At 61.8% G+C, this 26,966-nt stretch carries 28 protein-coding genes; 14 read left to right on the forward strand and 14 right to left on the reverse strand.

Annotation, left to right across the window (positions count from 1 at the left end):
* Positions 1-9: 9 nt before the first annotated feature.
* The 3 genes from cobT to HJB82_RS13450 are packed head-to-tail and all read left to right on the forward strand — an operon-like array spanning position 10 to position 3,571.
* Positions 10-1,911 (forward strand): cobaltochelatase subunit CobT, encoded by a 1,902-nt coding sequence (gene cobT, locus HJB82_RS13440; protein WP_221115537.1) that lies wholly within the window; start codon positions 10-12, stop codon positions 1,909-1,911.
* Between the two features lie 16 nt (positions 1,912-1,927).
* Positions 1,928-2,947 carry an esterase-like activity of phytase family protein gene (locus HJB82_RS13445; RefSeq protein WP_221115538.1) on the forward strand — a complete coding sequence of 340 codons (1,020 nt, stop codon included), beginning with the start codon at positions 1,928-1,930 and terminating at the stop codon, positions 2,945-2,947.
* Between the two features lie 57 nt (positions 2,948-3,004).
* On the forward strand, positions 3,005-3,571 hold the full coding sequence (locus HJB82_RS13450) for an adenylate kinase (RefSeq protein ID WP_221115551.1): 567 nt from the start codon (positions 3,005-3,007) through the stop codon (positions 3,569-3,571).
* 136 nt (positions 3,572-3,707) lie between these two features.
* Here the strand turns inward: HJB82_RS13450 and HJB82_RS13455 are convergent, their stop codons facing one another.
* On the reverse strand, positions 3,708-4,343 hold the full coding sequence (locus tag HJB82_RS13455; RefSeq protein ID WP_221115539.1) for a VUT family protein: 636 nt from the start codon (positions 4,341-4,343) through the stop codon (positions 3,708-3,710).
* Between the two features lie 111 nt (positions 4,344-4,454).
* Complete coding sequence (gene rpmB / locus HJB82_RS13460) at positions 4,455-4,760, reverse strand: 50S ribosomal protein L28 (RefSeq protein ID WP_007632672.1); 306 nt, start codon at positions 4,758-4,760, stop codon at positions 4,455-4,457.
* A gap of 241 nt (positions 4,761-5,001) precedes the next feature.
* On the opposite strand from rpmB, the gene HJB82_RS13465 reads away from it, so the two are divergent.
* Together HJB82_RS13465 and HJB82_RS13470 are read left to right on the forward strand one after the other, a co-directional pair.
* Complete coding sequence (locus tag HJB82_RS13465; RefSeq protein ID WP_207582005.1) at positions 5,002-5,778, forward strand: DUF3108 domain-containing protein; 777 nt, start codon at positions 5,002-5,004, stop codon at positions 5,776-5,778.
* A 30-nt stretch (positions 5,779-5,808) separates the two neighbouring features.
* Positions 5,809-6,696, forward strand: coding sequence for a DMT family transporter (locus tag HJB82_RS13470; RefSeq protein WP_221115540.1), 888 nt, complete (start codon positions 5,809-5,811; stop codon positions 6,694-6,696).
* 2 nt (positions 6,697-6,698) lie between these two features.
* Here the strand turns inward: HJB82_RS13470 and HJB82_RS13475 are convergent, their stop codons facing one another.
* Together HJB82_RS13475 and gloB are read right to left on the reverse strand one after the other, a co-directional pair.
* A complete protein-coding gene (locus HJB82_RS13475) occupies positions 6,699-7,121 on the reverse strand; it encodes a cupin domain-containing protein (RefSeq protein ID WP_207582003.1) in 423 nt (140 codons plus the stop codon).
* Positions 7,121-7,891, reverse strand: a complete 771-nt coding sequence (gene gloB, locus HJB82_RS13480; RefSeq protein ID WP_164007856.1) for a hydroxyacylglutathione hydrolase — start codon at positions 7,889-7,891, stop codon at positions 7,121-7,123. The genes HJB82_RS13475 and gloB overlap by 1 nt, the downstream gene beginning before the upstream one ends.
* A 53-nt stretch (positions 7,892-7,944) precedes the next feature.
* Between gloB and HJB82_RS13485 the strand changes: the two genes are divergently transcribed.
* The 4 genes from HJB82_RS13485 to HJB82_RS13500 all read left to right on the forward strand — a co-directional run bounded on the left by HJB82_RS13485 (position 7,945) and on the right by HJB82_RS13500 (position 11,259).
* Entirely contained in the window at positions 7,945-8,721 is a 777-nt protein-coding gene (locus tag HJB82_RS13485) for a class I SAM-dependent methyltransferase (RefSeq protein ID WP_207582002.1), read from the forward strand.
* A gap of 88 nt (positions 8,722-8,809) precedes the next feature.
* Positions 8,810-9,907, forward strand: a complete 1,098-nt coding sequence (hisC, locus tag HJB82_RS13490; protein ID WP_207582001.1) for a histidinol-phosphate transaminase — start codon at positions 8,810-8,812, stop codon at positions 9,905-9,907.
* Positions 9,904-10,830, forward strand: a complete 927-nt coding sequence (locus HJB82_RS13495) for a prephenate/arogenate dehydrogenase family protein (RefSeq protein WP_207582000.1) — start codon at positions 9,904-9,906, stop codon at positions 10,828-10,830. Before hisC ends, HJB82_RS13495 begins: the two co-directional genes overlap by 4 nt.
* A 9-nt stretch (positions 10,831-10,839) precedes the next feature.
* Complete coding sequence (locus HJB82_RS13500) at positions 10,840-11,259, forward strand: GNAT family N-acetyltransferase (protein WP_221140197.1); 420 nt, start codon at positions 10,840-10,842, stop codon at positions 11,257-11,259.
* 13 nt (positions 11,260-11,272) lie between these two features.
* Here the strand turns inward: HJB82_RS13500 and HJB82_RS13505 are convergent, their stop codons facing one another.
* On the reverse strand, positions 11,273-12,289 hold the full coding sequence (locus HJB82_RS13505; RefSeq protein ID WP_221140199.1) for a DUF2125 domain-containing protein: 1,017 nt from the start codon (positions 12,287-12,289) through the stop codon (positions 11,273-11,275).
* Between the two features lie 50 nt (positions 12,290-12,339).
* Between HJB82_RS13505 and HJB82_RS13510 the strand changes: the two genes are divergently transcribed.
* A complete protein-coding gene (locus HJB82_RS13510; protein WP_207581997.1) occupies positions 12,340-12,870 on the forward strand; it encodes a gamma-glutamylcyclotransferase in 531 nt (176 codons plus the stop codon).
* Between the two features lie 59 nt (positions 12,871-12,929).
* On the opposite strand, the gene HJB82_RS13515 is transcribed toward HJB82_RS13510, so the two are convergent.
* The 4 genes from HJB82_RS13515 to ftsE form a co-directional block, all read right to left on the reverse strand.
* A complete protein-coding gene (locus HJB82_RS13515) occupies positions 12,930-13,727 on the reverse strand; it encodes a 1-acyl-sn-glycerol-3-phosphate acyltransferase (protein WP_221140202.1) in 798 nt (265 codons plus the stop codon).
* A gap of 198 nt (positions 13,728-13,925) precedes the next feature.
* Complete coding sequence (locus tag HJB82_RS13520) at positions 13,926-14,642, reverse strand: YdcF family protein (protein WP_221140204.1); 717 nt, start codon at positions 14,640-14,642, stop codon at positions 13,926-13,928.
* Positions 14,643-14,709: 67 nt separating this feature from the next.
* Positions 14,710-15,723, reverse strand: coding sequence for an ABC transporter permease (locus tag HJB82_RS13525; RefSeq protein WP_221115544.1), 1,014 nt, complete (start codon positions 15,721-15,723; stop codon positions 14,710-14,712).
* Positions 15,716-16,375, reverse strand: a complete 660-nt coding sequence (gene ftsE, locus HJB82_RS13530) for a cell division ATP-binding protein FtsE (RefSeq protein WP_003567051.1) — start codon at positions 16,373-16,375, stop codon at positions 15,716-15,718. Before ftsE ends, HJB82_RS13525 begins: the two co-directional genes overlap by 8 nt.
* A 206-nt stretch (positions 16,376-16,581) precedes the next feature.
* Between ftsE and HJB82_RS13535 the strand changes: the two genes are divergently transcribed.
* The 3 genes from HJB82_RS13535 to HJB82_RS13545 all read left to right on the forward strand — a co-directional run bounded on the left by HJB82_RS13535 (position 16,582) and on the right by HJB82_RS13545 (position 18,422).
* The gene (locus tag HJB82_RS13535; RefSeq protein ID WP_221131702.1) at positions 16,582-17,232 is read left to right on the forward strand and encodes a hypothetical protein; all 651 of its coding nucleotides are present in this window, start codon (positions 16,582-16,584) and stop codon (positions 17,230-17,232) included.
* 135 nt (positions 17,233-17,367) lie between these two features.
* The gene (hpt, locus tag HJB82_RS13540; protein WP_207581992.1) at positions 17,368-17,910 is read left to right on the forward strand and encodes a hypoxanthine phosphoribosyltransferase; all 543 of its coding nucleotides are present in this window, start codon (positions 17,368-17,370) and stop codon (positions 17,908-17,910) included.
* Between the two features lie 152 nt (positions 17,911-18,062).
* Positions 18,063-18,422, forward strand: a complete 360-nt coding sequence (locus tag HJB82_RS13545; RefSeq protein ID WP_003582627.1) for a response regulator — start codon at positions 18,063-18,065, stop codon at positions 18,420-18,422.
* A gap of 204 nt (positions 18,423-18,626) precedes the next feature.
* On the opposite strand, the gene HJB82_RS13550 is transcribed toward HJB82_RS13545, so the two are convergent.
* From HJB82_RS13550 to argH, 4 genes are all read right to left on the reverse strand, one after another.
* A complete protein-coding gene (locus HJB82_RS13550; RefSeq protein WP_221140206.1) occupies positions 18,627-21,296 on the reverse strand; it encodes a TIGR02302 family protein in 2,670 nt (889 codons plus the stop codon).
* A gap of 369 nt (positions 21,297-21,665) precedes the next feature.
* Complete coding sequence (lysA, locus tag HJB82_RS13555; RefSeq protein WP_221140208.1) at positions 21,666-22,934, reverse strand: diaminopimelate decarboxylase; 1,269 nt, start codon at positions 22,932-22,934, stop codon at positions 21,666-21,668.
* An 11-nt stretch (positions 22,935-22,945) separates the two neighbouring features.
* Positions 22,946-23,140 (reverse strand): LPS translocon maturation chaperone LptM, encoded by a 195-nt coding sequence (gene lptM, locus HJB82_RS13560; RefSeq protein ID WP_207581989.1) that lies wholly within the window; start codon positions 23,138-23,140, stop codon positions 22,946-22,948.
* A 150-nt stretch (positions 23,141-23,290) separates the two neighbouring features.
* On the reverse strand, positions 23,291-24,694 hold the full coding sequence (gene argH, locus HJB82_RS13565) for an argininosuccinate lyase (RefSeq protein ID WP_221115546.1): 1,404 nt from the start codon (positions 24,692-24,694) through the stop codon (positions 23,291-23,293).
* A gap of 26 nt (positions 24,695-24,720) precedes the next feature.
* On the opposite strand from argH, the gene tlpA reads away from it, so the two are divergent.
* Complete coding sequence (gene tlpA / locus HJB82_RS13570) at positions 24,721-25,383, forward strand: thiol:disulfide interchange protein TlpA (protein WP_207581987.1); 663 nt, start codon at positions 24,721-24,723, stop codon at positions 25,381-25,383.
* 383 nt (positions 25,384-25,766) lie between these two features.
* Here tlpA and HJB82_RS13575 read toward each other — a convergent pair whose 3' ends face one another.
* Complete coding sequence (locus tag HJB82_RS13575) at positions 25,767-26,648, reverse strand: 3-hydroxybutyryl-CoA dehydrogenase (RefSeq protein WP_207581986.1); 882 nt, start codon at positions 26,646-26,648, stop codon at positions 25,767-25,769.
* Between the last annotated feature and the right edge of the window lie 318 nt (positions 26,649-26,966).

A 26,966-nucleotide genomic window follows, 5' to 3' on the forward strand; every position in this document is an offset into this window, starting at 1 on the left:
CGACCGATCATGGCAGCTCGCGGTGACAATTCGAAAGCAAAGCCCGGCGCCCCTGTCGACGTCGAGCCATTACGCCGGGCGATAACCGGCTGCGTGCGCTCGATCGCCGGCGACGGCGATGTCGAGGTGACCTTCGCCAATGAACGACCGGGGATGACCGGCGAGCGCATCCGGCTGCCGGAGCTTTCCAAGCGGCCGACGGCGCATGAGCTGGCGGTCACCCGCGGGCTTGGCGATTCCATGGCGCTGCGTCTCGCCTGTCATGACGAAAAGGTGCATTCGACGATGGCGCCGCAGGGCTCGGACGCCCGGGCGATCTTCGATGTCGTCGAGCAGGCGCGCGTCGAATCGATCGGCGCGCTGCGCATGGAGGGCATGGCGTCGAACCTGCGCTCCATGACCGAAGAGAAATATTCCAAGGCGAATTTCACCGGCATCGAACGCCAGGAAGACGCACCGGTCGGTGAAGCCGTTGCGATGATGGTGCGCGAGAAGCTGACCGGCCAGCGCCCGCCCGCCTCCGCCGGCAAGGTGCTCGACCTCTGGCGCGGCTTCATCGAGGACAAGGCAGGGTCCGAACTCGACAATCTGTCGAGCGCGATCAACGACCAGCAGGCCTTCGCCAAGGTCATCCGCAACATGCTGTCGGCCATGGAAATGGCCGAGGAATACGGCGACGACGACAGCGACGCCGATAATGACGACCAGTCGGATCAGGAAGACCAGCCGAGCGGCGACGAGCAGGATCAGGACGAGGTCGACGAGGATGCCGGCACCGACGCCGCCCCCGTCGAAGACAGTGAAGTCGCCGACGAGCAGATGGAGGACGGCGAGACCGAAGGCGCCGAAATTTCCGACGACGACATGATGGAAGAGGGCGAGGACGATTCGGAAACGCCGGGCGAGACCCGCCGTCCGAACACGCCTTTTGCCGATTTCAACGAAAAGGTCGATTATCACGTCTTTACCGAAGCGTTTGACGAGATCATCACCGCCGAGGAACTCTGCGATGCCGCCGAGTTGGAGCGCCTGCGCGCCTTCCTCGACAAGCAGCTGGCGCATCTGCAGGGCGCGGTCGGCCGCCTGGCCAACCGGCTGCAGCGCCGGCTGATGGCGCAGCAGAACCGCTCCTGGGATTTCGATCTGGAAGAGGGTTATCTCGATCCGGCCCGGCTGCAGCGTATCATCATCGATCCGATGCAGGCGCTGTCCTTCAAGATGGAGCGCGACACGCAGTTCCGCGACACCGTCGTCACCCTGCTCATCGACAATTCCGGCTCGATGCGCGGCCGGCCGATCACGGTTGCCGCCACCTGCGCCGATATTCTCGCCCGCACGCTGGAGCGCTGCGGCGTCAAGGTCGAGATCCTCGGCTTCACCACCAAGGCCTGGAAAGGCGGGCAGGCACGTGAGGGCTGGCTTGCCGGCGGCAAGCCGCAGACGCCGGGTCGCCTCAACGACCTGCGCCATATCATCTACAAATCGGCCGACGCGCCGTGGCGGCGGGCACGGGCCAATCTCGGGCTGATGATGCGCGAGGGCCTGCTCAAGGAAAATATTGACGGCGAGGCGCTGATCTGGGCGCATAATCGTCTGCTCGCACGCCGCGAGCAGCGCCGCATCCTGATGATGATTTCGGACGGGGCGCCGGTCGACGATTCGACGCTGTCGGTCAATCCAGGCAATTATCTCGAGCGGCACCTGCGCGCCGTCATCGAGCAGATCGAGACGCGCTCGCCTGTCGAACTGCTGGCGATCGGCATCGGTCACGATGTGACACGTTACTATCGCCGCGCCGTGACGATCGTCGATGCCGACGAGCTTGCCGGCGCGATGACCGAGCAGCTTGCCTCGCTGTTCGAAGATCAATCCGCCCCGTCGCGTGGCAGCCGGATACGCCGTGCCGGTTGACCGGCTGGAAGGAAGCATGGCTGGTAAGCGCCTTTACCGCGCAGTGTCGATTGCCCTCTGCATCGCCGCTGGCGCGTGCCCCGCATCGGCGCGCGACGTGCCGGTCATTAGCCGGCAAATCTCTGATTTCAGGATCGGCTCTTCGCAGACGAACTTCGGGTCGCTGGAATTTCTCGGCGGACTGGAGATGGTTTCCAGCCGAGCCCTGTTCGGCTCGCTTTCCGCCATCCGCTTCCGGCCGGACCAGCAACATTTCGTCGTCGTGCTCGATACCGGTCAATGGCTGACGGGCAGCATCGAGCGCGACCTCAAGGGCAGGCTTTCCGGTCTCTCCAATGTCGAGATCACCCCGATGAAGAACATCGCCGGGCGCAGCTTCGAGGGCAAGGGGCATATGGATGCCGAGGGCCTGGCGCTCGATGGTAACAGGATCCTGGTCTCCTTCGAGCAGGATCACCGCGTCGATATCTATCCCGATCCGGGTTTTGCCGATTCCGGCGCGATCGCCACTCTGCCCATCCTCATCCCGCGGAAGATGCTGAGCGACAACCGCGGCATCGAGACCATTGCCGTGGCGCCGGCATCGAGCCCGCTCAAGGGCGGCGTTGTTATCGTCTCCGAACGCGGTCTCGATAGCGACGGCAACCGGGTCGCGGCTATTCTGAACGGCCCGCTGAAAGGGCGTTTCTCGGTGGCGCGGGACGGCAGCTTCGACATCACCGACGGCGCCTTCCTGCCGAACGGCGACCTGCTGCTGCTGGAACGTCGCTTCAATATGGCCGAAGGCATCGGCATGCGGATTCGGCGCATCAAGGGCGGCGATATCAGGCCCGGCGCCGTCGTCGACGGCGAATTGCTGCTCGAAGGCAATTTCAATTCTCAGATCGACAATATGGAAGGGCTGGACACGTTCCAGGCCGCCGACGGTACCACCCATATCGTCCTGGTGTCGGACGACAATCATTCGATCCTACAGCGCAATCTAATGCTGGAATTCCGGCTGACCGAACAGACCGCACACAAAGCGTCAGACTGACGTCATACGCGTCGGCGGTCATGCCGCAGCATCGGTCGGCAGCCTTTGGAGGACATCATAGTGCATATCCACGTCATGGGTGCGTCCGGTTCCGGCACGACATCGCTCGGCGGTGCGTTGGCCGTAAGGCTCGATATCGCCCATCTCGATACAGACGATTTCTTTTGGCTGCCAACCGATCCGCCGTTCACGACGCCGAGGGATGCCGGTGAGCGCATTCGGCTGCTGCTTGAGGAGACGCGACGGCCTGGTGGCTGGGTTCTTTCCGGATCGGCGCTGAAGTGGGGCACCCCGCTGGAGCCGCTCTACGATCTGATCGTGTTCCTCAGGATCGAGCCGGAGCTTCGTATGGCGCGCATCCGCGCGCGGGAGGTGGCCCGATATGGAAACAGGATTGGGCCCGGCGGCGACATGGAAGTAAAAAGCGGGCAATTCCTGGAATGGGCGGCAAGTTACGACACAGCCGGTCCCGAACGCCGCAGCCTTGCGGCGCATGAGCAATGGCTGGAAACGCAGACGGCGCCGGTGTTGCGGCTCGGTTCGTCGCTTGGTATCGACGAGCTGGCTGCAGAGGTCCTTCTGCATCCGGCCATCGCCGCCGGTGCGGTCCGGCGGCGTCCATGAGTTAAATGAAAGCATGTCGCGCAAAAGTGTGCAGCGGTTTTCAAAGCGCGAAGCGCGAAGCGCTTTTGCCGCAACGACATGCGTAAAAACAATGGGCTAAAGCGCCAAGAGCGAATTTGAAGGATCGCGACGCGCTTTATCTGGCGCGGGCTGCCTGCATCGGCCGCAGCACGTTCATCAGCGCGCCGTAGGGCAAGAGCATGACGAGGCCGACGATCATCTTGACGGCGAAATCGCCGATCGCCCAGGAAATCCAGCGCGGAGCCTCGGTGGCGAAGACGCCGAGGACGGGGGCTGCTTCCAGCGCGAAGGGCTCGTTCGGGCCGAGGAAGACGAAAAACGCGGCGAAGGACAGCGAGAAGAACATCACCGTATCCAGCGCCGAGCCGATCAGCGAGCCGACGAGCGGCGCGCGCCACCAGGCCTGGCGGCGAAGGCGGTTGAAGACGGCGATATCGAGCAGCTGGCCGGCGAGATAGGCCGAGCCGGAGGCGATGGCGATGCGCGGCGCCGACGTGAAGAAGGAGAGCGTCACGCCGACGACGAATCCGGCAAGGACGACCTTGCGGGCTGCCTGCGGGCCGAACTGGCGGTTGGTCAGATCGGTGATCAGGAAGGCGATCGGATAGGAGAAGGCGCCCCAGGTCAGGATGTCGGCAAGGTTGATGCCGGCGACTTCGGCGTTCAGCGGAAACTGGACGAGGAAGTTGGAAGCGACGACGACGAGTGTCATCAGCGCGACATAGGCGATGGTATAGCGGGTCTTCGGCATTTTTTTATCCTGGGTGATGCCACCAGTTGGAGCGACGATCCGGCAAAGCAAAAGGCTTGTCCGGTATCATCCGTTCAAGCCTTTAAAGCCGTATGAAAGAAGGGCAGAAGCTTACGCAGCAACAGCAACAGCTGCTTCGGCGGTCTTCTTGACGATCTGACGACGCAGCAGGCGCGCGCGCATCGACAGTTCGGTTTCGTTGGCCTTCAGCAGGAAGGCATCGAGGCCGCCACGATGCTCGACGGAGCGAAGAGCAGCAGCCGAAACACGAAGACGATAACGCTGGTTGAGGGCGTCGGAAATCAGCGTGACCTGGCACAGGTTCGGCAGGAACCGGCGCTTGGTCTTGTTGTTGGCATGGCTGACATTGTTACCAGTCAGGACGGCCTTGCCGGTCAATTCGCACACGCGGGACATGGAACACCTATTCTTGTTTTTGTCGGGCCATCGAATTGCCATCCCGGTCAAAACCAGGCGCGCAATCCAACGGGCATGATTGGAAAGTTGCGGTTCTATAGTCAGGCAGGCTGCGCGCGTCAAGCCAAACCTTGGCCTTTCCCGCAATTCTGTCAAAAAGCTGCTGTTTTCTTCCCTTCGCGGCAGGAGTATAGAGCGCTGAGCGAAGGCTGCCAGCGCGCGGCAAGACAAGGCTTGATTCATGGCTCATTCGAGCAGACGGATTTTCATTTCGGCGATCGCCGCGCTGCTTGCCATACCGGCAGCGGCGGCCGAAATCCAGCATCGGACGGAATACCGGGTGACGCTTGCCGGCCTGCCGATCGCCCGCGCCGCGTTCCTGACGCAGATCGAGGACGATCATAGCTACAAGATCGCCGGCAGCATCAACTCCGCCGGGCTTGCCGATCTGGTCACGACGATTTCGGCCAAAACAAGTGTCACCGGCGTCGTGCGCGACGACAAGTTGCAGGCGTCGAAATATTCGCTCTACTACAAGAGCGGCAAGAAGGCCCGGGTCTACGAGGTCAGCTACCGCGACGGCAACATCGTCTCGGCGACGACGACACCGCCGCCGAAGCGTCCGAAGAACTGGATCGACGTGACGCCGCGCGACATGCGCTCGGTGCTCGATCCGATCTCCGGCCTGATCTTCACCGGCGACACCAAGGTCTGCTCGCAGACGCTGCCGATCTTCGACGGCGAGACGCGCATGGATCTGGTGCTGTCGCCGAAGGGCGACGAGGATTTCTCGACCAACGGCTTCAAGGGCAAGGCGACCGTCTGCAGCGTGCGCTTCGTGCCACGCTCGGGCTACAAGAAGGGCCGCAAGGACATCGTCTATCTCAGCAAGAGCGACCGGATGGAAATCTGGTTTGCCAAGTCGGACGCGGCAAATGTATACGCTCCCGTCTACGTGCGCATTCCGACCGAATATGGAATGGTGACGATCACTGCCGTCAAATACGGCAGCAGCTGACGGAGATCATTCTCTGTCAAAGGGGGATGGGTGAAGCTTCGCGCGACGTTGATCGGTTTTACCGCCATTTTGATGTGGTCGTTCCTGGCGCTGTTGACGGCCGCCTCCGGGAAGATGCCGCCGTTCCAGCTTTCGGCCGTCTGCTTTGCGATCGGCAGCATTCCCGGCCTCGCCGTGCTTGCCCTCAACCCGTCACGGCTGGCGCTGCTGAAGCAGCCGGCCAAGGTCTGGGTGACCGGTATTTCGGGGCTGTTCGGCTATCATTTCCTTTATTTCACCGCGCTCAGAAACGCGCCGGCGGTGGAGGCGGGGCTGATCGCCTATCTCTGGCCGCTGCTGATCGTCGTCGGCTCGGCGCTGCTGCCGGGCGAACGGCTGCGCTGGTATCATGTGGCCGGTGCGCTTGCCGGGCTGTGCGGCACCTTCCTGATCGTCGGCCGCAACGGCATCGATTTTAACGGCGCCTATGCCGTCGGTTACACGGCCGCTTTTCTCTGCGCCTTCACCTGGTCCGGTTACTCGCTACTGACCCGGCGTTTCGACGCCGTCTCCACCGATGTCGTCACCGGCTTCTGCCTTGCGACCTCGATCCTGTCGCTGTTCTGCCATCTCGGCCTGGAGACGACGGTCTGGCCGGCAACGGGTTTCGAATGGCTCGCCGTCGCCGGGCTCGGGCTCTTGCCGGTGGGGGCTGCCTTTTACGCCTGGGACTACGGCGTCAAGAACGGCGATATCCAGATCCTCGGCGCGGCGAGTTATGCCGCACCGCTGCTTTCGACGCTGATCCTGACGCTGTTCGGATTTGCCGAGCCGGGCTGGCGCATCGCGCTCGCCTGCCTGCTCGTCACCGGCGGGGCGGTGCTGGCCGCCCAGGACATGTTTCGTCGCAAGATCCAGCCGCCGGTTGCGGCGGAATGAGTTCAGCCGCCGGGCGTCCAGCCTGATGGCGCCATCTCGAAGCTCGAAAACGTAAAGCCCGGTGAGACAGTGCAGCCGACCAGGGTGAAATCGCCGAGGCTTTCGGCCGACTGCCACCAATTGGCCGGAATGATCACCTGCGGCCGCTCGCCGGCCGCCAGGTCGGTTCCAAGCGTCAGGGCCTCGCTTGCCGTTCCATCTTCAGAGCGATGCAGCGAGAGCGGCGCGCCGGCGTAATAATGCCAGACCTCCACCGCATCATGGACGCGATGCCAGTGCGAGCGCTGTCCTCTGATCAGGAGATAATAGATCGCCGTCGAGTGGCCGCGTTCTCCGCCCGCCGTATCGCGGAACGTCTCAGCGTACCAGCCGCCTTCCGGATGCGGCTGCATGGCGAGTTCGCGGATGATGTCTTCGGGAGACATCAGAAATTGTCCTTGCGCTTGCGGATCTCGGCAAAGACTTCCTCGTTGGTCTTGCCTTCCATCAGCAGATTGCGGCGGATCGCCGGATCGGCGGCGCGCAGGAACGGGTTGGTCTCCTTTTCCAGCCCCAGCGTCGTCGGGATGGTGAATTTGCCGTCGGCGCGCAAGGCCTCGATCTCGGCGGCGCGGCTCTTCAGGCGTTCGTTGTCGGGATCGACCGTCAGTGCGAAGCGGGCATTGGACAGGGTGTATTCGTGGCCGAAATAGACGGCGGTCTCATCGGGCAGCACGGCCAGTTTTTGCAGCGAATGCCACATGTCGGCGGCCGGGCGTTCGAACAGCCGGCCGCAGCCGAGCGCAAACAGCGTATCGGCGGCAAAGAGCAGCTTGTCGTCGACGAAGTGATAGCAGATATGGCCGGCGGTGTGGCCGGGCGTCTCGATGACGTTGACCGTGTGATCGCCGAAAAGGAAGCTGTCGCCATCGGCCATCGTCCGGTCGAGGCCGGGAATGGCGATCGCCTCGTTGATCGGGCCGATGATCTCGCAGCCGAACTGCTCCTTCAGCGCCAGGTTGCCGGTGACATGGTCGGTGTGATGATGGGTGGTGAAGATATGGGTGATTTTCCAGCCGCGGCGCGTCGCCGCCTGCAGGATCGGCGCCTCTTCCGGCGCGTCGATCGCCGCGGTAAAGCCTGTCTCCGGATCGTGGACGAGAACGCCGAAATTGTCGGTGCGGCAGAGAAAAACGTCTAATTCCAAAGGTTTCATCGTTCAATAATCCCTTGTCATGCGAGTCTCGCGGAAATGTAGAGGTTCCGGCCTTGAAGTCCAACCGCCCGCTGATAACATTTATCGCAATGCACGCCGATATCGTCGACCTACGCCAGTTCTACCACTCCGAGCTTGGGCGCCTTGCCGAGCAGTCGATCGCCATGGCGCTGTCTTCGCTCTGGGTGCGGCTGCCGCAGGAGCGTCTGGTCGGTCTCGGCTATGCCGTGCCCTTCCTCGACCGCTTCCAGGCCGATACCGAGCGCACCTTCGCCTTCATGCCGGCCGGGCAGGGCGCGGTGAACTGGCCGATGGGATCGCTCTCGTCGACGGCGCTGATTTTCGACGAGGAACTGCCGCTGCCGGATTCCTCGATCGACCGGGTGCTGATGGTGCATTCGCTGGAATTCGCCGAAAGCCCGCGCGAGACGCTGAAGGAACTCTGGCGGGTGCTGGCGCCAGGCGGACGGCTTGTCATCGTCGTGCCGAACCGACGCGGCGTCTGGGCGCGGATGGAACACACGCCGTTCGGCTCGGGCCGGCCCTATTCCCGCGGTCAGCTGACGCATCTGCTGCGCGAAACGAATTTCACCCCGGGCGCGACGGCCGAAGCGCTGTTCTTCCCGCCCTCGAAGCTCAGGACCATCCTGCGCCTTCGCCGCGCCTTCGAGCGGATCGGGCGGACGTTGTGGCCGGCTTTCTCAGGCGTCATCATCGTCGAGGCGCAGAAGCGGCTCTATCAGGGGCTGCCGGTTGCGGCGCGAGCCTCCCGCCGCGTCTTCGTGCCGGTTCTGGCACCCCATGGCGTGCCGACCACACGCAGCCGGTGACGCCGCCCGGCTCTCGACAAGAACCGCATTCCGCTTTAATGCGACTGGTAATTTCCGGCAGTTCCAAGGTCGATCCATGAGCGTTGAGATGAGCAAGCCTGTTCCGCGTCCCGGTATTCTCGATATCGCATCCTATGTGCCGGGCAAGGAACATGCACCGGGTGTTGCCCGCGTCTACAAGCTTTCGTCCAACGAAACGCCACTCGGCGCCAGTCCGAAGGCGATCGATGCGTTCAAGGCGGTTGCCGACAATCTGGAGCGTTACCCCGACGGGCAGGCGGTTGAATTGCGCGAGGCGATCGCTGCCGTGCACGGCCTCAACCCGGCAAACATTCTCTGCGGCAACGGTTCCGACGAACTGCTCGGCCTGCTCTGCCATGTCTATCTCGGCGCCGGCGACGAGGGCATCATCACCGAGCACGGCTTCCTGGTCTACAAGATCCAGATCCAGGGCGCCGGCGCCACGCCTGTCGTCGTCAGGGAAAAAGATCACACCGTCGATGTCGATGCGATCCTTGCCGCGGTGACGGAAAAGACCAAGATCGTTTTCATCGCCAATCCCGGCAATCCAACCGGCACTTATGTCCCAGTCAGCGAGATCCGCCGCCTGCAGGCCGGGCTACCGAAGCATGTCGTGCTGGTGCTCGATGCCGCCTATGCCGAATATGTGCGCCGCAACGATTATGAAGCCGGCATCGAGGTCGTGTCTTCCAATGCCAACGTGGTGATGACCCGCACCTTCTCGAAGGCCTACGGACTGGCGGCGCTGCGGGTCGGCTGGATGTATGCGCCGGCCGAGATCGTCGACGCTGTGAACCGCGTGCGCGGGCCTTTCAATTTGAACGCGCCGGCAATCGCCGCCGGTGCCGCGGCGATCCGCGACCAGGCCTTCATCCAGCAGGCCGTCTCCTTCAACCAGATGTGGGTGGAGACGCTGACCCAGGCGCTCGAAGCGATCGGCCTGAAGGTGACGCCGTCCGTCGCCAATTTCGTCCTCATTCATTTCCCCGAGATCGACGGCAAGCGCGCCGCCGATGCCGACGATCTCCTGACGAGCCGCGGCTACATCCTGCGCGCCGTGCGCAGCTATGGCTTTGCCAATGCGCTCCGGATGAGCATCGGCCCCGAAGAGGCCAACCGTGGCGTCATCGCCGCGCTCACCGAATTCATGGGACGCAAGGCATGAACGTCCAGTTCGATCGTATCGCGCTGATCGGTATCGGCCTGATCGGCTCTTCACTCGCCTACGACATCAGGCGGCTTGGTCTTGCACGGGAGATCGTCGTCGCGACGCGTAGCGCCGATACGCTGAAGCGTGCCGAGGAGCTCGGTCTCGGCGACCGCTACACGACGTCTTCGGCCGATGCCGTCAGGGATGCCGATCTGGTAATCGTCTCGGTGCCGGTCGGCGCTTCGGAAAGCGTGGCGAAGGAGATAGCGGCTAGCCTGAAGTCCGGGGCTGTTGTCACCGATGTCGGCTCCACCAAGGCCTCGGTCATCGCGCAGATGCTGCCGCATATGCCTGATAATGTGCATTTCATCCCCGGCCATCCACTGGCCGGCACCGAAAAATCCGGCCCCGATGCCGGTTTCCCGGGCCTCTTCGAAGGCCGTTGGTGCATCTTCACGCCGGTCGCCGGTACCGACGAGACGGCGCTGAAGCGTCTGCGCAGCTTCTGGGAAACGCTTGGTTCGAAGGTCGACGAAATGGATGCGGAGCATCACGACAAGGTGCTGGCGATCGTCTCGCACCTGCCGCATATCATCGCCTACAACATCGTCGGCACCGCCGACGATCTGGAGACGGTGACCGAGTCGGAAGTCATCAAATACTCCGCCTCGGGCTTTCGCGATTTCACCCGACTTGCGGCTTCCGACCCGACGATGTGGCGCGACGTCTGCCTGCACAATCGTGATGCGATCCTCGAAATGCTGGCGCGCTTCTCGGAGGACCTCGCCTCTCTGCAGCGCGCGATCCGCTGGGGCGAGGGCGACAAGATCTTCGAACTTTTCACCCGCACGCGCGCCATCCGCCGCTCGATCGTCCAGGCCGGCCAGGATGTCGACGCGCCTGATTTCGGCCGCCACGCGCTGGATAACAAGAAGTAGCCATCCGCGATGGTTGAGGTGGCGCGCGCCAGCCAGGCGGATATCGATTGGCTCGTTCGCGAGGATGCCAGCGCTGGTGAAGCCTGGGTGTCGCGATGCGTGGCGCTTGGCGAATATCTCGTTGCCAGGAAAGTCGGCGAGATCGTCGGTTTCCTGCGCTTCTCCCGCTTCTGGGGCAGAATTCCCTACATGGAGATGATCCGCGTCCTTCCCGGCCACCGCCGTTCAGGCGTCGGAACGGCGCTGTTTGTTGCCTGGGAAGGGGCGATGCGCGGCGACGGCGCCCGCGTGCTGATGACCTCGAGCGAATGCGACGAAAGCCGACCTCAGGACTGGCATCGCCGCAACGGATTTACCGAAACCGGCGCGATCGAGCTGCCTGGGTTGCAGTCGGTGGCGGAGGTCTTCTTCGTCAAGCGGATAAGCTGAGAGGCGCCATAGGTCAGATCGGCGGTATCCGGCCGAGCGGGATGAAGCCGCTGACGGTGGCGTTGCCGTGATCGACGACAAGATCGACGGAGACTTTGTCTTTGCCGCCGGCAAGCGATTTCAAGAGCTTGGTCGCCGTTTTGACGGTCGAGGCGATATCCGGAAAGGCCTGTTTCAGGCTGTCGCCCCAGGGGCCGAGCTGTTCGATTTCCAGCTTGAATTTTCCGGAGAGCAGACCCTGCTCGTCGAAGGAAAAGGGGCCGGTCAGCGTCATCACTTTGCCGTCGCCGATGTCGGCGACGATGCGGCGCAGCTCACCGGCGGCACCGTTGAGGCCGCTCGGATCACTGCCGTCGATCAGGCCGGCTTTACCGGCGACGGTCAGATCGATACTGGCCGACAGCTTCGGGAAGATTTGCGGCCAGTCCTTGATCGCGGTGTTGGCATCCTGCACGGAGATCGCGCCGTCGAGATCGGCACCGTTCTGGCGCAGATGAATTTCGGTGCGAGCGGCATCGAAGCTGATGGTCTGGCCGGTGTAGGAGGAAACCGCCGTCGCCTTCAGGCCCTCGATGACCGTTGAGCTGCGGTTAATGCCCCGCAACCTCGTCGCCAGGCTCGCTTGCAGGTTTGCCCATTGGGCCGAGATCGAAAGGCCATTGCTGGTGCGGATGGCGGCCGGCGAATCGAGCTCCCAGACGATATTGCCGGGCGCGTAGACCTGCGCTGCCGAACGCAACGCGCCGAAGGTGGCCGAGACGCCGTTGACATGGTCGTCGACATCGATCTTGGAGCAGAACAGGCCGATACGGAAAGGATAGCCGCGGAATTCGATATCGGAGCATTCGGCGCTGACGCCTGCCTGGTCGCGCGGCGCGATCGCCTTCAGCACCGTGGTCTTCAGCGTCGATGCCGCATAGAACCAGCCGCCGGTATAAAGCGCGATCACCAGGAGGACGCCGCCACCCAGCAACCAGAATTTCTTGCTGCTGCTGGATTGGCTGCTACCGGATTGGCTTGACGCTGCCATGATGTTCTCCAATGGTGAATCGCAAATGTGATTCCGGTCTGGCGTGCGATATGGACGAAATTTGGGTATTTGGCTACGGTTCGCTGATGTGGAATCCGGGCTTCGAGTTCATGGAGCGGGCAGAGGCTCTGATCTACGGCTACAGGCGTTCGCTCTGCGTCCGTTCCTTTGTCCATCGCGGTACGCGCGACAGTCCGGGCCTGGTTCTCGGCCTCGACAGAGGCGGCGCCTGCCGCGGCATGGCTTTCCGCATTTCCCCGGAAAAATGGGATGAGGTGATCGATTATCTCCGCGCCCGCGAACTGGTTACCAATGTCTACCTGGAGCGCCGAGTGCGGCTGCAGCTTGCGGGAGGCTGCAGGGTGGAGGCGGTCACCTACATTGCTGATCGCGACCATGAGCAATATGCCGGTACGCTCGACGCATTTGAGGCGGCGAGGGTGGTGAGCCAGGCCAAGGGTCAGTCAGGCCCGAATGATGCCTATGTCTTCAACACCGCGATGCATCTGAAGCAGATGGGCATTCGCGACCATTGGCTGGAGCAGGTCGTCGACGAAGTGGAGCGGCTGCGCGCCGCTTGATCCTCACGCGCGTCGCGATTATTATCGCAAAAACCGTTGCGCAGTTTGCGCGACATGCTTCAGGCGGTCGCCGTCTTGAGCCTGCGCAGCTCGGCCAGCCTTTCGACCGCCGTCGGCGGCAGCGGCAGATGCGGATTTGCCTCGACAGTTTCGAGCAGAAGCGTGTCGCTTGCCCGCTCCGACACCTCGATCAGATGGGCGAAAAACGCGTCCGGATCCATTCCCGGCATGATCGGCGGCAGGATCCTCACCTTGAAATGGCCGGGATAACGACGAATGCTGCGCCGCGGCCAGAAGAGACCGGGATGCATGACGATCGGCACTACGGGGATGGCGAGATCACGGTACATGCGGGCGATGCCATACTTATAGACCGGCTCGGCGCCCGGCGGGCGACGGGTGCCCTCAGGATAGATGATCAGCTGGCGGCCGGTCGAAAGCTCCTGTTTCGTGCGCTTCAACACCTCCACCATCACCTTGCCACGGGCGCCGCGATCAACCGGGATCACCCGCTGCTTCTTCGCATACCAGCCGAACAGCGGAATCCACATCAGCTCGCGCTTCAGGATGTAGACCGGGTCCTTCAGCCAGGGCAGCAGCGCATAGGTATCCCAGAAGGACTGGTGCTTCGGCGCCAGGATGTAGCTGCCGTCCGGGAGGTTCTCCAGGCCTTCGATCTCGAAGGTGGTGCCGACGATCACCCGCATCAGCCAGTGGTTGGAGCGTGCCCAATTCTTCGGGATCGCATAGGCGGTCAGGCGCGGCGCCAGGAAATAGTATGGCGAGAGAACGATCATCCGGATGATGAGGTTGGCGTAGAAGATCGTGTTGAAGAGGACGGAACGCAGGGCGATCATGAAACTTTCCCGAGGCATGCTCACGCGACCGGCCTACACGATATTGCTCGGCATAAAAAGCGTTTGATGACGTCCCAGAACAGGATTCAGATTTTAGGCCGGGCCTAAAATCTGAATCCTGCTCTAAATTAAAGAGTTGGAACATGATGTCGTGAGAAAACCGCTCACACTTTTCGGCATCATGCTCTAGCAAAAGCGTCAGTTCTCGCTCGACGCGCTTGCCGAGCGCAGCCCGGTGTGGCGACCGAAGCCGGTGATGTTGCGGGCGCCGGTCAGCAGCACTTTTACATATTCGGCAAGCATGACACGCATCGCATTCGGGTCGGTGAACCAGTTGCGGCTCTTCAAATCCGAATTGACCACGGGATAAGCGATGAACTCGATATCGGGATCGACATAGGAGAGCTCCGCGAGGCTTCGCGGCATGTGGTAGTTGTTGGTGACGATCAAGACGCTGCGGTATCCCTTGGCGTGGATCCAGTTCGAAGCTTCCTCGGCATTGCCGATCGTGTCGATCGCATCGTGGCCGATATCGACACAGCAGGAGAAGAGATCGGCCGAGCCCTGCGTCATCTTGCGGATCTGCGCCGGGGTGGTCGTCGGGTGGACGCCGGAAATGAGCAAACGCTTGCCGGCACCTTTCTGCAGCAGCTCCACGGCCTGATCGATGCGCTGGTAACCCCCTGTCAGCACGACGATCGCATCTGCCTTCGGCTCGGCCGGAGGCTTAAGCGTCGTCACGGAATCGGCGAAACGCAGGAAACCGCCGAACAACAGGGCGATCGCCACCACGCAGGCAAAGCCGCCCCAACGCAGCAGGCGGCGGATCAGCCCGCGCCGCGGCGGCAAACCCGCCGGGCGGTCAAGCTCGGGGTCCTGATGAATCGGGTTGGGTGTCGTATCTCCCATGGTCATGAATCGTGACTATACGCTGATTGCGGCACGGAACAGACGCTTTCATGGCAAAACGGCATGGTCACGATCAACTCGCGATGCCGTCGGTGCGTGTCGGGTCCGAGCGTAATGTATCGATTTCGTAGATCGTCTGCATGACGGTCAGTCGCGCGGTGATAGTGGTCAGGAGCGCAATGACGATCATCGTTGCGAAGATGCCGGCATAACCGAGCACGCCGACGGAGAAGGTGCCGAAGAGCGCCGTCGCCTGGTCCGTTTCCGGGGTGGCGAGCGTGCGGCTCTGCCAGAAACCGGCGGTGGCGAAGAAGAGGGCGGCAAGGGCGCTGCCGATTGCCGAGCCCTTGAGGCTGATCTTCAGGAAATGCTTCTGGAATTCGGTGGCGACGAAGGAGCTTTCGGCGCCGACGAAATGCAGCACTTCGACGACGTGACGATTGCCCGACAGCGCGCCGCGCGTGGCGAAGACGACGGTGAGCACCATCGCCGTGAAAACCAGCAGCAGGATGCCTGTGCCGATCATGACGGTCGTGTGCGCCATGGACACCAGCCGGTCGACCCAGGTGCGGTGATCGTCGAGGCTTGCCTGCGGGATGCTGTCTTTCAGCAACGCCCGCATCGAATCGAAATCCGGTGGATTGCTCTCGTCGATGGTGATGATGACGAGGCGGGGAACGGGCAGATCCTTGAGATCGAGACCGGGGCCGAGCCAGGGTTCGAGCAGGCGGGCGGTCGCCGCCTCGTCGACGATCTGGCCGCTCTTGGTGCCGACGAAGGTCAGCGCCAGGTCGCGTGCCTGGGTCAGCGCCTTTTCCATGTCGAGATTGTCGTCCGGCTTGATCTGGATGGTGATCTCTCGGGAGATCTGGCTCTCCCAGCTTGCTGCCGTCGAGCGCACCATGCTGACGCCGCCGAGCGTCAGGCAGGCGAGAAAGGCCATGATTGCGATGACCACCATCAACGCGCTGCCCTGGATGTTGGATGGCGGCAGGATCGGCGCGGTCGGACGCACGCGCATTTCCGGTCGTTTCTGCTCAGCCTTACCAGGCGCCTTGTCCGGGTTTCTGGATGGGAGCTCAGTCATAGATATCGAGATGCCCCCCCGAGAGGATCATGCGGCGAGCTTCCACCTGTTCCATCAGCGCCAGGTCATGCGTGGCGATCACAACTGCGGTGCCGAGGCGGTTCAGCTCGAGGAAAAGATTGAGCAAGCGCTTGGCCATCGGCGGGTCGACATTGCCGGTGGGTTCGTCGGCAAGCAGCACCTCCGGCCGGTCCATCAGCGCCCTGGCGATCGCGGCGCGCTGCTTCTCGCCGCCCGAGAGCACGGGCGGCAGCACGTTGATGCGTTCGCCGAGGCCGACCCATTTCAACAGTTCCAGGACGTCGGTCTTGTAGGAGCTCTCATCCTTACCGCGCACGCGTAAGGGCAAAGCGACATTCTCATAGGTTGTCAGATGATCGAGGAGGCGGAAATCCTGGAAGACGATGCCGACGCGGCGGCGCAGCAACGGCAGTTCCGGGCGGGGGATTTCGGAAATGTCGCGCCCGAACATGCGGATCAGGCCGCGCGTCGGCTGCAGCGACATGAACAGCAGCCGCAGCAGCGACGTCTTGCCTGCGCCCGATGGGCCTGTCAGGAACTGAAAGGATTTCTTCGGAATGTCGAAGGTCAGGTCCCGGAGGATTTCCGGGCCCATGCCATAGCGCAAACCGACATTCTCGAAATGGATCAACGTGCAGCTCAGTCTGTTGTGGGTTTCACCGCGTGACTTGTTAACCAACACCGTTAACAGCCGGTAAATTTTGCCGGAAAGACGCCCGTTTGATGGCGATCTTTGCGAAGCATTAACCATTAAAATTTACGACTGAGCGGGATTCGTTTCAATGCCAAGATTTCCCCTGGCAGCGAAACCATGTGGACATCTGCGAGGCAGCCACCATGGAAGCATCCTCCTTCAGTCGCCGGACACCGGGCCAGGCCTATGATTTCCTGCCGCCGGAACCCGCCGCCCGCCAGTACCGTGCGGCGCGTCCTGCCGATATTTCCGACGCCGAATTCGTGACGCTCGGCAAAGTCCGACCGAAGGAATTTACCGCAAGAACCTATAACGACAACCGCAAGCGCGCTGCTGGCGCACACGCAGCACAGCCGCCGCTGACGCCAGTGACTGCAACTGTTCTGCGGGACGTGGAAGCCTTCCTGCAGCGCGCGTCGATGCGGAGCTTCGCGGGGCTGGTGCTGGCGCTCGCCGTGCTGGTCTTCGGGCTTGCGGGCGGCTTTTCCGGCCTTGCCGCCGAGCGGGCCTATTCCGGAGCGCCGCTGCATTTCACCCATGTGACGGTGGCGCCGCGCGACGCGAACGGCATGCGCGTGCTGGTCATCAACGGCATCCTCGAAAATGACAGCGGCACGACGCAGACGGTGCGTCCGATCCGTGCCGATCTCGTGACCGACGAGCGACTGACCGCAAGCATCATCATCAATCCGCCGGCCGATGTCATTTATGGCGGCCAGAGCCGGGGTTTCTCGGCCCGTGTCCAGCATGCCGGCGGAAAACTGCCGGAGGTCCGGCTGTCGTTCCTGCCATAGAGAGCGCTCGAACGTGGATTGGGTGATTTTCCCGCCGCAACGCGCGCCAATCTGGTTAATTTCATGGCGGGTGAGGCTGTTTCACGCTCGCATATGTGCTAACGGCTTACCCTTCTTTTCATGGAGCAAGCCCTTATGCCTGTCGTGCGCGGAAAAAATATCGAGCCGCTCTTTACTGCCGAGCAGATCGCCGAGCGCAATCATTCGATGGCCCGGGAGATCGCCAATGGCCCGACCCAGGACCTGCTTGTCATCGCCGTGCTCAAGGGTTCGTTCATCTTCGCCGCCGACCTGATCCGCGCCCTGCACGATAGCGGGCTTGCACCGGAGGTCGAGTTCATCACGCTGTCGAGTTATGGCATCGGCACGGTCTCGCAGGGCGTGCGCATCGTCAAGGATATCGACAGCGACGTCCATGGCCGCGACGTCCTGTTGATCGACGATATCCTCGAATCCGGCCGGACGCTGCTGTTTGCCAAGGAATTGCTGTTCGAGCGCGGCGCGCGCAACGTCACGATCGCCGTGCTGCTCGATAAGCGCGTCAAGCGCAAGGAAAAGCTGGAGGCCGATTATGTCGGCTTCGAATGCCCTGACTATTTTGTCGTCGGTTACGGCATGGATGTCGCCTATGCCTTTCGCGAACTGCCCTTCGTCGGCGTGGTTACCGGGGACGCCTGAGCGACTTCAAAGTGGTTCGAAAGACGTCCGCCGCTGCCTTGCCGCCCGAGACGGGTTGTTAACCATCTCGTCCATCGCTTCCTGATCTTTACCGATCGAAAAGGAAATCCTGGTGATTTCCGTCGCGGGGCTGACCACGGAGCAATGCACATATGGCAAGAATTCTGATCACGGAAGACGAGGACTCCCTGCGGTCCTTCGTAGCCCGAGCCCTGCGGCTTGATGGCCACGAGACCGATGAGGCGGCCGACGGGGCCGAGGGCCTGGAGAAGCTCAGGGAAGGGGTCTACGATCTGCTGCTTTCAGATATCCGCATGCCCGTGATGGACGGCATCGAACTCGCCCATCAGGCAAAAGACGCCTTTCCCGGCCTGAAGATCCTGCTGATGACCGGCTATGCCGAGCAGCGCGAACGGGCCGACGATCTTGCCGAAAAGATTATCGACGTCGTCGCCAAACCATTCGCGCTTCCCGATATCCGCAAAGCGGTCGCCCGAGCGCTGGTCGCTTAAAGCTCTCTATTTTCATGCATGTCGTCATCCCGGAACAGCTGCACACGTCGTGATGACATGTATCAGAGCATGACGGTGAAAACTGAGTACGGTTTTTGGACGGTATTCCGCTCGTTTTCTTGATGAGATCCGGATTCAAATTTTATGCCGATCCGGCCTAAAATCCCTGCGCCGGTGCGCGTGTCATGTCACGGTGGCGTCAGCTTACTGGATGTCCAGCAACCGTTCGAGATACCGCCGTTCCATTTCCTGCGGCGGATTGTTGCCGAGCTTCTCGCGGATCGCGTCGAGGATTTCTCGGGCGCGCTGAACGTCGATCTCGTCGGGAACCTTCACGCTGTTGTCGCCGAAATCCGGTCCCGGGGGGCGTGGCCGGCCGAGCGGGTCGCGGCCATTTTGGTCGCCGCCCTGGCTCATCTGGCCGTTCGGACCCTGCCCTTGCTGGCCCTGTTGCGCCTGCATCATCTGGTTCATCATGTCGCGGGCGCCCTGGCGAAGTGCTTCGAGCGCGCGGCCCTGGCCTTCGATGGCCGGCTGGCCATGCCCCTGGCCGAGTTCGCGACCGGCGCCTTCCATCTCGCGTTGCGCCTGTCCGAAGCCCGGGCCAGGCTTCATGCCCATCTCGCCGAGGCCCTTCTGCAATTCGCCGAGCTGCCTGCCGAGCGCATCCTGCTGAGCGCGCAGCTGCTTCAATGCCTCGCGCAACTGCTCGGCGGTCATCTGGTCGGAGGGCTGCTGGCCGTCTTTGCCTTGCTGGCCCTGCTGCTGATCCTGCGGTTCGCCGTTTTCTCCGGGGTTCATCTCGTCGAGCAGCGGATCGTTTTCACCCATATCGGGTTCGCCGCGTTGCATGCGGTCCCTGAGCTGCTGATCGAGGCGGAAGGTCTGATCCATCAACTTCTGCTGGTCGCGCAGAATCTCGCCGAGCTTGTCGATCTGCTTTCGGGCCTCGCTGTTTTCCTGGCTCTGTTGGCCGCGCTGCGGGCGGCCGGCCTGCAGATTGTTCATCATCCGCTGCAATTCCGACAGCATCTGCTGGGCGGCGTCACGATTGCCGGAGCGGGCGAGATTCTCGATCTGGTCCATCATCCGTTCCAGATCCTGCTGGCGCAGGATGTTCTGCGCATTCTGGTTCGGCTGCATCGGCGCGTTCTGCATGCGTTGGGCAAGCTCGGTCATATAGTCCTGCATCGCCTTGCGCAGCTCATCCATCAGCTTCTTGATCTCGGCGTCGGGGGCGTTGCGGTCCAATGCGTCGGCAAGCTTCTGCTGGGCTTCGCGCAGCTTGCGCTCGGCAAGCGAAAGATCGCCGTCCTCCATGCCGAGTGCAATCTCCCAGAGATATTGGGCCGTATCCTTGAGTGCATCCTCACCCTTTGCGAGCTTCATGCGCGTCAAAGCGGATTCCAGCAGGAGATAGTTGGTGAGCTTGGGGATGGTCTCCTCGGGACGGATGGTCAGCCCCTCGTTCAGTGCGATCGCCTGCGGCATCTTGCGGGTGTCGAGCGCGAAAACCTGCCGTTCCTCGGCGACGGCGGCGGCAAGCGGCTCGTTGAAGGGCCGCGACGGCAAGGTCATCTCATACGGCGGGCTGCGGCCGGTCTGGCCGGCGCCATCCTTGGCGACGAGCGTCACGCGCACGCGCTTTCCGGCAAGCGGATGTTCGGTCAGGTTGCGGCTGGTCACGCCCTTGGCGTCACGGGCGTTACGGCGGGGAATATCCAGCCGGTATTCCGGCAAGGGATAGAGCGGCGTCGCCGTCGGATCGGTTTCGACGGGAACGATCTCCGCATGCGCCTCCTGGACGCCGTAGTCGTCCTTGACGGTAAAGCCGATTTCAAGCGCGCCGTTGACGCTGGGTTTCGGCATGCCGTCGAAAGCAATTTCCGGCGCCTTGTCGGGGAGAACCTCGAAGCTCCAGCGGCGACCGTTGACTTCGAGGGCGCCATTCTCCTCGAGCTTCATCACATGGGTCTGGGCGACGGGAGCCTGGTTGGCCGGGACCTGGCCGGTTGGGACCGTATTCGGCTGTTGACTGCCGGATGCCGCCGCCTGCTGCGGCTTGGTATCCGCCTGCACGGCGATATCCTGCGCCTCGCCGTTTGCCTTGCGGAATACGACCTTTTCGGCTGTCTTGCCGCCGCTGACGCGCACAGTGAGGCCGGAAAACTGCGGAATGCCGATCGACCCCTGCTCGCTGCCGTCAGCGGTCAGATAGACCGGGGCGCGGCCGGTGTAGGAGGGCGGCGTCACCCAGGCGTCGATGCGCACGGCCGGATCGACGGTGACGTGCTCGGATGCTGCCTGCAACGCGTCACCGATCGAGCCGCCGTTGATCGACAGTGAATAGGCAAAGGCGGTGACCAGCAGCAGCGCCGGCACGGCGCGCAGCGCGAAACGGTCATGCACGGCGATATCAGGCCGCGGCAGTCCGGCATCGAGTGCAGCGATCTTTTCGGCCATGCGCGTCTGGTGCTCGCGCCAGAGCGCCCGGGCGAAGGGCGTATCGAAGGCCGGCTCGTCTTCCTGGACGGTGACCGGCTGGTGCGGCAGGCCGTTGCGCTCTTCCAGCATGCGGTCGGCTTCGGCGACCTTCGGCCAGCGCAGAGTGCGGAAGGGCAGGAGCGAGACGACAAAAGCAGCGGCAAAGGCAATCAGCAGCAGGATGCGCAGCCAGTCAGGCACGCTGCGAAAGATGCCGAACCAGGAGACGGAGAGATAGAAGGCGATCACTGCCAGAACCGGCATCAAAGGTGGCAGTAACTGCTCGAAAAACAGCACAACACGCGCCAGCAGGCGTTTTGTCGTCACCAGCCGGGCAAGCGAGGGGCGGAGCGCAAATGCACCTTTCCTCTGCCTTGAGGGGCTTGTCATCGGTCCGGTCTCCGCGATCTGGCGTTCTGAAACAGAGGGCGCTTCCGGCGATTGCAGGGCAATACGCTCATGACTGACAAGGATAACACTCTTTGTGGCGAAGGCGAGGGCGAGCGGCCGGCCATACCGGCTTTTCACGTTAATTCGCCAAAAAGTGATGGCTGGTTAAAGCGCGTCGCGATCTTTCAGATTGCTCCCCACGCTTTAAGTCTTTGTTTTACGCAGTCGTGCGCTGCACACTCTTGCGCGACATGCTTTAGAACAGGGTGATGATAGGCCCACTCGGCCTAAAATCTGGATCCTGTTCTAAATTAAATAGTTAGAGCACGATGTCATGAGAAAACCGTATACACTTTTCGGCATCATGCTTTAATCGAGCCAGGCCGGAACGGAGTCGAGGCTGATCAGTTCGGCATAGGTTCTGCGCGGGCGAATCGTATGGAAATCGCTGCCTCTGACCAGAACTTCGGGCACCAGCAGCCGGCTATTATAAGTGCCGGCCTGGACCGCGCCGTAAGCGCCGGCAGTGCTGACGGCCATCAAGTCGCCGGGCTTCGGCATCGCCATCTCGCGGTCGAGTGCCAAATAATCGCCGGTCTCGCAGACGGGGCCAACGACGTCGGCGCGGATGCGCGGGGCGTTCGCCGCCGAAATCGTCACCGGGCGGATCTCGTGATAGGCCTCGTAGAGCGTCGGGCGGATGAGATCGTTCATCGCGCCATCGACGATGACGAAGGTCTTTTCGCCGCCATCCTTCACATAGAGAACCTCGGTCACCAGGATACCGGCATTGCCGACGATCAGGCGGCCGGGTTCGGTGATGATCTTGCAGTTGAGGCCGCGCAACTGGTTCTTGACTATGGCCGCATAGGCATCCGGCAGCGGCGGCGGATTGTTGTCGTCCTTATAGGGGATGCCGAGACCGCCGCCGATATCGACGTGATCGATGGTGTGGCCGTCGGCGCGCAGCGTCGCGACAAGATCGTGCAACAGCCTGAAGGCGTCGTCGAAGGGCTGCAATTCGGTGATCTGGCTGCCGATATGCATGTCGATGCCGGTGACCTCGATGCCCGGCAGCTTGGCGGCATGGGCATAGATGGCGCGGGCACGCTCCCAGGAGATGCCGAATTTGTTTTCCTTCTTGCCGGTCGAGATCTTGGAATGGGTTTTTGCATCGACGTCAGGGTTGATGCGGAAGGAGACCGGCGCTTTCGTCCCGGCCTTGATGGCGCGCTGATTGAGGATTTCGAGCTCGGGCTCGGATTCGACGTTGAAACAGTAGATGCCTGCCTCGAGAGCGAAATCCATCTCCTGCGGCGTCTTGCCGACACCCGAAAACATGATGCGGCTGGCGGGAGTGTCGGCAGCGAGCGCGCGGCGCAGCTCGCCCTCGGAGACGACGTCGATACCGGCGCCGAGGCGGCCGAGTGTCTTCAGCACCGCCTGGTTAGAGTTCGCCTTCATCGCATAACAAACCATCGAGTCCATGTCCGCGAATGCTTCCGAAAAGACGCGGTAATGGCGCTCTAGCGTTGCGGTGGAATAGACATAAAAAGGTGTGCCGACCGCCTTGGCGATCTCGGGAACGGGGACGTTCTCGGAATGCAGGACGCCGTCTCGGTACTCGAAATGGTTCACGGGCTTGTGCCTTAAAGAAGGGGATCGAGAAGGAAGGGCTTGTCGACGGTTCCCGGCTTTTTCGTCGGCTTGGAAACGTCACCTTCCTTGGTTGCCGCAGCACTCGGCGGATCGAGGTCGCCCTTGCGCCCGCATCCGGCAACGGCAAGGCCGATGACGGCGAGAACCGCCGTCAGGCGGATGAGGTGCGGCAAGCTCTTCTGCATGGATATCCTCTTCGGCGGCATTTGATGGCATCATTCATGGCGGATGATGGAGATCTTCATAGCGAAGTTTATCCGCCTTGTGCACCCTGATTGTTGGACGGTCTTCCCGCGTAGACGGCAAGATCGCGGCGGCTTTCGCCGCCTGACATTTCAGTTACGGGCGCGCCAGAAGGCGATCTGCCTGCGTACCTCGGACGGCGCCGTGCCGCCGAAGCTCTTGCGGCTGGCGACCGAGGCCTCGACGGTCAGCACGTCGTAGACCTTGTCGGTGATGTCGGGATGGATCGCCTGCAGGTCGGAGAGCGGAAGTTCGGCAAGGTCGCAGCTCTTGCTTTCGGCAAGTGCGACGGCGCGGCCGGTGACGTGATGGGCATCACGGAAGGGGAGGCCCGCTTCGCGCACCAGCCAGTCGGCAAGATCGGTCGCCGTCGAGTAGCCGGAACCGGCCGCCGCCTTCATGCGCGCGGTGTTGACGGTCATGTCGCGCACCATACCGGTCATGGCGGCAATCGCCAGTTCCAGACTCTCGGCCGCGTCGAACACCTGTTCCTTGTCTTCCTGCATGTCCTTGGAATAGGCGAGAGGCAGGCCCTTCATGATCGTCAGAAGGGCCACCAGCGAGCCGTTGATGCGGCCGGTCTTGGCGCGCACCAGTTCGGCGGCATCCGGATTCTTCTTCTGCGGCATGATCGAGGAGCCGGTCGAGAAGGCGTCGGAGAGACGGACGAAACCGAATTGCGGGGTCGACCAGATGACGATCTCTTCCGCCAGACGCGAAAGGTGCATACCAGCAATTGCGGCGATCGACAGGAACTCGATGGCGAAGTCGCGGTCGGAGACCGTATCGATGGAGTTGCGGGTCGGCTCGCGGAAACCGAGCGCCTTGGCAGTCATATGGCGGTCGATCGGATAACCGGTGCCGGCAAGGGCTGCCGCGCCGATCGGGCTTTCGTCCAGGTGCTCGATGGCGTGGCGCACGCGCGAGCGGTCACGGCCGAACATTTCGACATAGGCCATGCAGTGATGGCCGAAGGTCACGGGCTGGGCGGTCTGCAGATGGGTGAAGCCCGGCATGACGCTTTCGGCATGTTCCTCGGCGCGGTCGAGGAAGGCGGCGATCAGGCCGGTCAGCATCCGTTCAGTTTTCTCAAGCTCTTCCTTCACCCAGAGGCGGAAGTCGAGCGCTACCTGATCGTTGCGCGAGCGGGCGGTGTGCAGCCGGCCGGCTGCCGGTCCGATCAGCGTCGCCAGGCGCGCTTCGACATTCATATGAATGTCTTCGAGCTGTCGCGAGAATTCGAAATTGCCGCTTTCGATTTCTGACAGGATCGTGTTTAGCCCGTGAACGATCTTGTCCTTATCGTCAGCGGAAATGATCCCCTGATGGGCGAGCATGGTCGCGTGGGCGATCGAGCCGCGGATATCCTGCGCGAATAGCTTCTTGTCGAAACCGATCGAGGCATTTATCTCCTCCATGATCGCGTCCGGGCCGGAAGCGAAGCGCCCGCCCCACATCTGGTTGGAGGATTTGGTTTCGGTTTTGCTCTCGGCCATGGAAGATGCCCGTCCTGGAGAATGAAATGACGACGAGAAAACCCTTCGGCCTGCCGTCCGTAAAATTGATCGCAATCGCCGCCGTTGCAGGCGTTGTTGCCGGTGCGGCAGCGGTATACGTGAAGGAGACGGGGATTGGCAATGGCATCGGCAATACCGCTTCGGCCGAATGCGCGCTGGCTAGGGAACGCGCTGCCAATCTGACGCCGCTGATGAAGGGGCAGGTCGCCGCCATGGTCGCCGCCAACGAACCGCGCAAGCTGACTGCGGTTACATTCAACGGCCCTGACGGCAAGGCGATGACGCTCGATCATTTTACTGGCAAGACTGTGCTTCTCAATCTGTGGGCCACGTGGTGCGTGCCCTGCCGCGAGGAGATGCCGGCGCTGAACGCGCTGGAAAAGGGTATGGGGAGCGACAAGTTCCAGGTCGTACCGGTCAATATCGATACCGGTGACGACGAGAAGCCGAAGGCCTTCCTGAGCGAGATCGGCGTCGATGCGCTGCAGCTTTACCGCGACAATACGATCGGCGTCTTCAATAGCTTAAAGAAGGAAGGTCTCGCTTTCGGCCTGCCGGTGACGCTGCTGCTCGACGACAAGGGCTGCCTGATTTCAGCGATGAACGGCCCGGCTGCCTGGGACAGCGAAGATGCCAAGACGCTGATCAAGGGCGCGATCGGATCCTAAAGCGCGTCGCATCAAATTTGATTCATGCGGCGCGCTTTAGCTCTTTGTTTTGATGCATGTCGTTGCGAATCGCTTACACTTCCGGGCGGCATGCATTAAGGAGCCCGTCAGGAGTCTCCGTCTCCTTTAATGAGGAAGACACCCGCAAGCCCGATGAGCACGCAGCATTGCAGCAGGAACATTGGTGTTTCAGTCGACATGGCGTTCCCTCCCGTTCACGGCAAGAAAGCATTTCGCGGGCGGGCCGTCCATTCGCCCTTTCGGGCGACACCCGCTTAGAACAGGATGATTTTAGGCCCGGTCGGCCTAAAATCATCGTTCTACATTAAAGAGCTAGAGCATGATGTCATAAGTAAACCGCTCACACTTTTCGGCTTCAAGCTCTAGCGCGTCGGGACCGGCACTTCACCCCGATAGTCATAGAAGCCGCGTCCGGACTTGCGTCCGAGCCAGCCCGCCTCGACATATTTCACCAGCAGCGGGCAGGGACGGTATTTCGAGTCCGCCAGGCCGTCGTGCAGCACCTGCATGATCGAAAGGCAGGTGTCGAGGCCGATGAAATCGGCAAGCTGCAGCGGCCCCATCGGATGGTTGGCGCCGAGCTTCATCGCCGTATCGATGGCATCGACCGTGCCGACGCCTTCATAGAGCGTATAGATCGCCTCGTTGATCATCGGCAGCAGGATGCGGTTGACGATGAAGGCCGGGAAATCCTCGGCCACGGTGATGGTCTTTTCCAGCGTGCCGACGAATTCCCTGGCGGCCGAGAAGGTCTTTTCATCGGTCGCGATGCCGCGCACCAGTTCGACCAGCTTCATCACCGGCACCGGGTTCATGAAATGTATGCCCATGAAGCGTTCGGGGCGGTCAGTGGCGGCAGCTAGCCGGGTGATGGAAAGGGAAGAGGTGTTGGTGGCAAGCAGCGCCTCGGGCTTCAGGACCGGACAAACCTGCGCATAGATCTTGCGCTTGACCGTTTCATCCTCGGTGGCGGCCTCGATGACGAGATCGGACGGGGCGAGATCATTGACATCGGACGAGCCTGTGATGAGCGACAAAGTCGACTTGCGTTCCTCTTCGGTCATCTTGCCGTTCGTCACCAGGCGGGCAAGGTTGCCGTTGACGGTGGCAAGGCCGGATTCGATGCGATCCTGGGAGAGATCGTAAATGTGAACCCTGTAACCTGCGGCGGCCGAAACATGCGCGATGCCGCAGCCCATCTGGCCGGCACCGATAATACCAATATTCTTCAACACCGCATTCATCTCCAAACCCCCGCACGGCATTCGCCCCCGCGCTGCCGCATTTTTTAGCAATACTGCCGGACGAAGGATCGCCCGGCAGCAGTAGTAGCCCGATAAAAGATAATTTTCCAGTCATTCGCAAGTGCGAAAGAAAAGCATTTGACGCGTTTAAAGCGCGTTGCGAATCTTTCGATTCGCTTCTCGCGCTTTAGCAGGCTGCTGAAATTCGCTCTGCGTTGGCGCAGTTGCTTGCTGTGGGTCTGATTTTTTTACAGACTGGCTGTCGTGCGGTGGGATTTTGGCCGATTGAGGCGGGTTTTCTGGCCATATCGGCTTATT

Origin of the sequence: Rhizobium sp. NZLR10 (genome assembly GCF_019685125.1) — a bacterium.
Classification (GTDB): domain Bacteria; phylum Pseudomonadota; class Alphaproteobacteria; order Rhizobiales; family Rhizobiaceae; genus Rhizobium.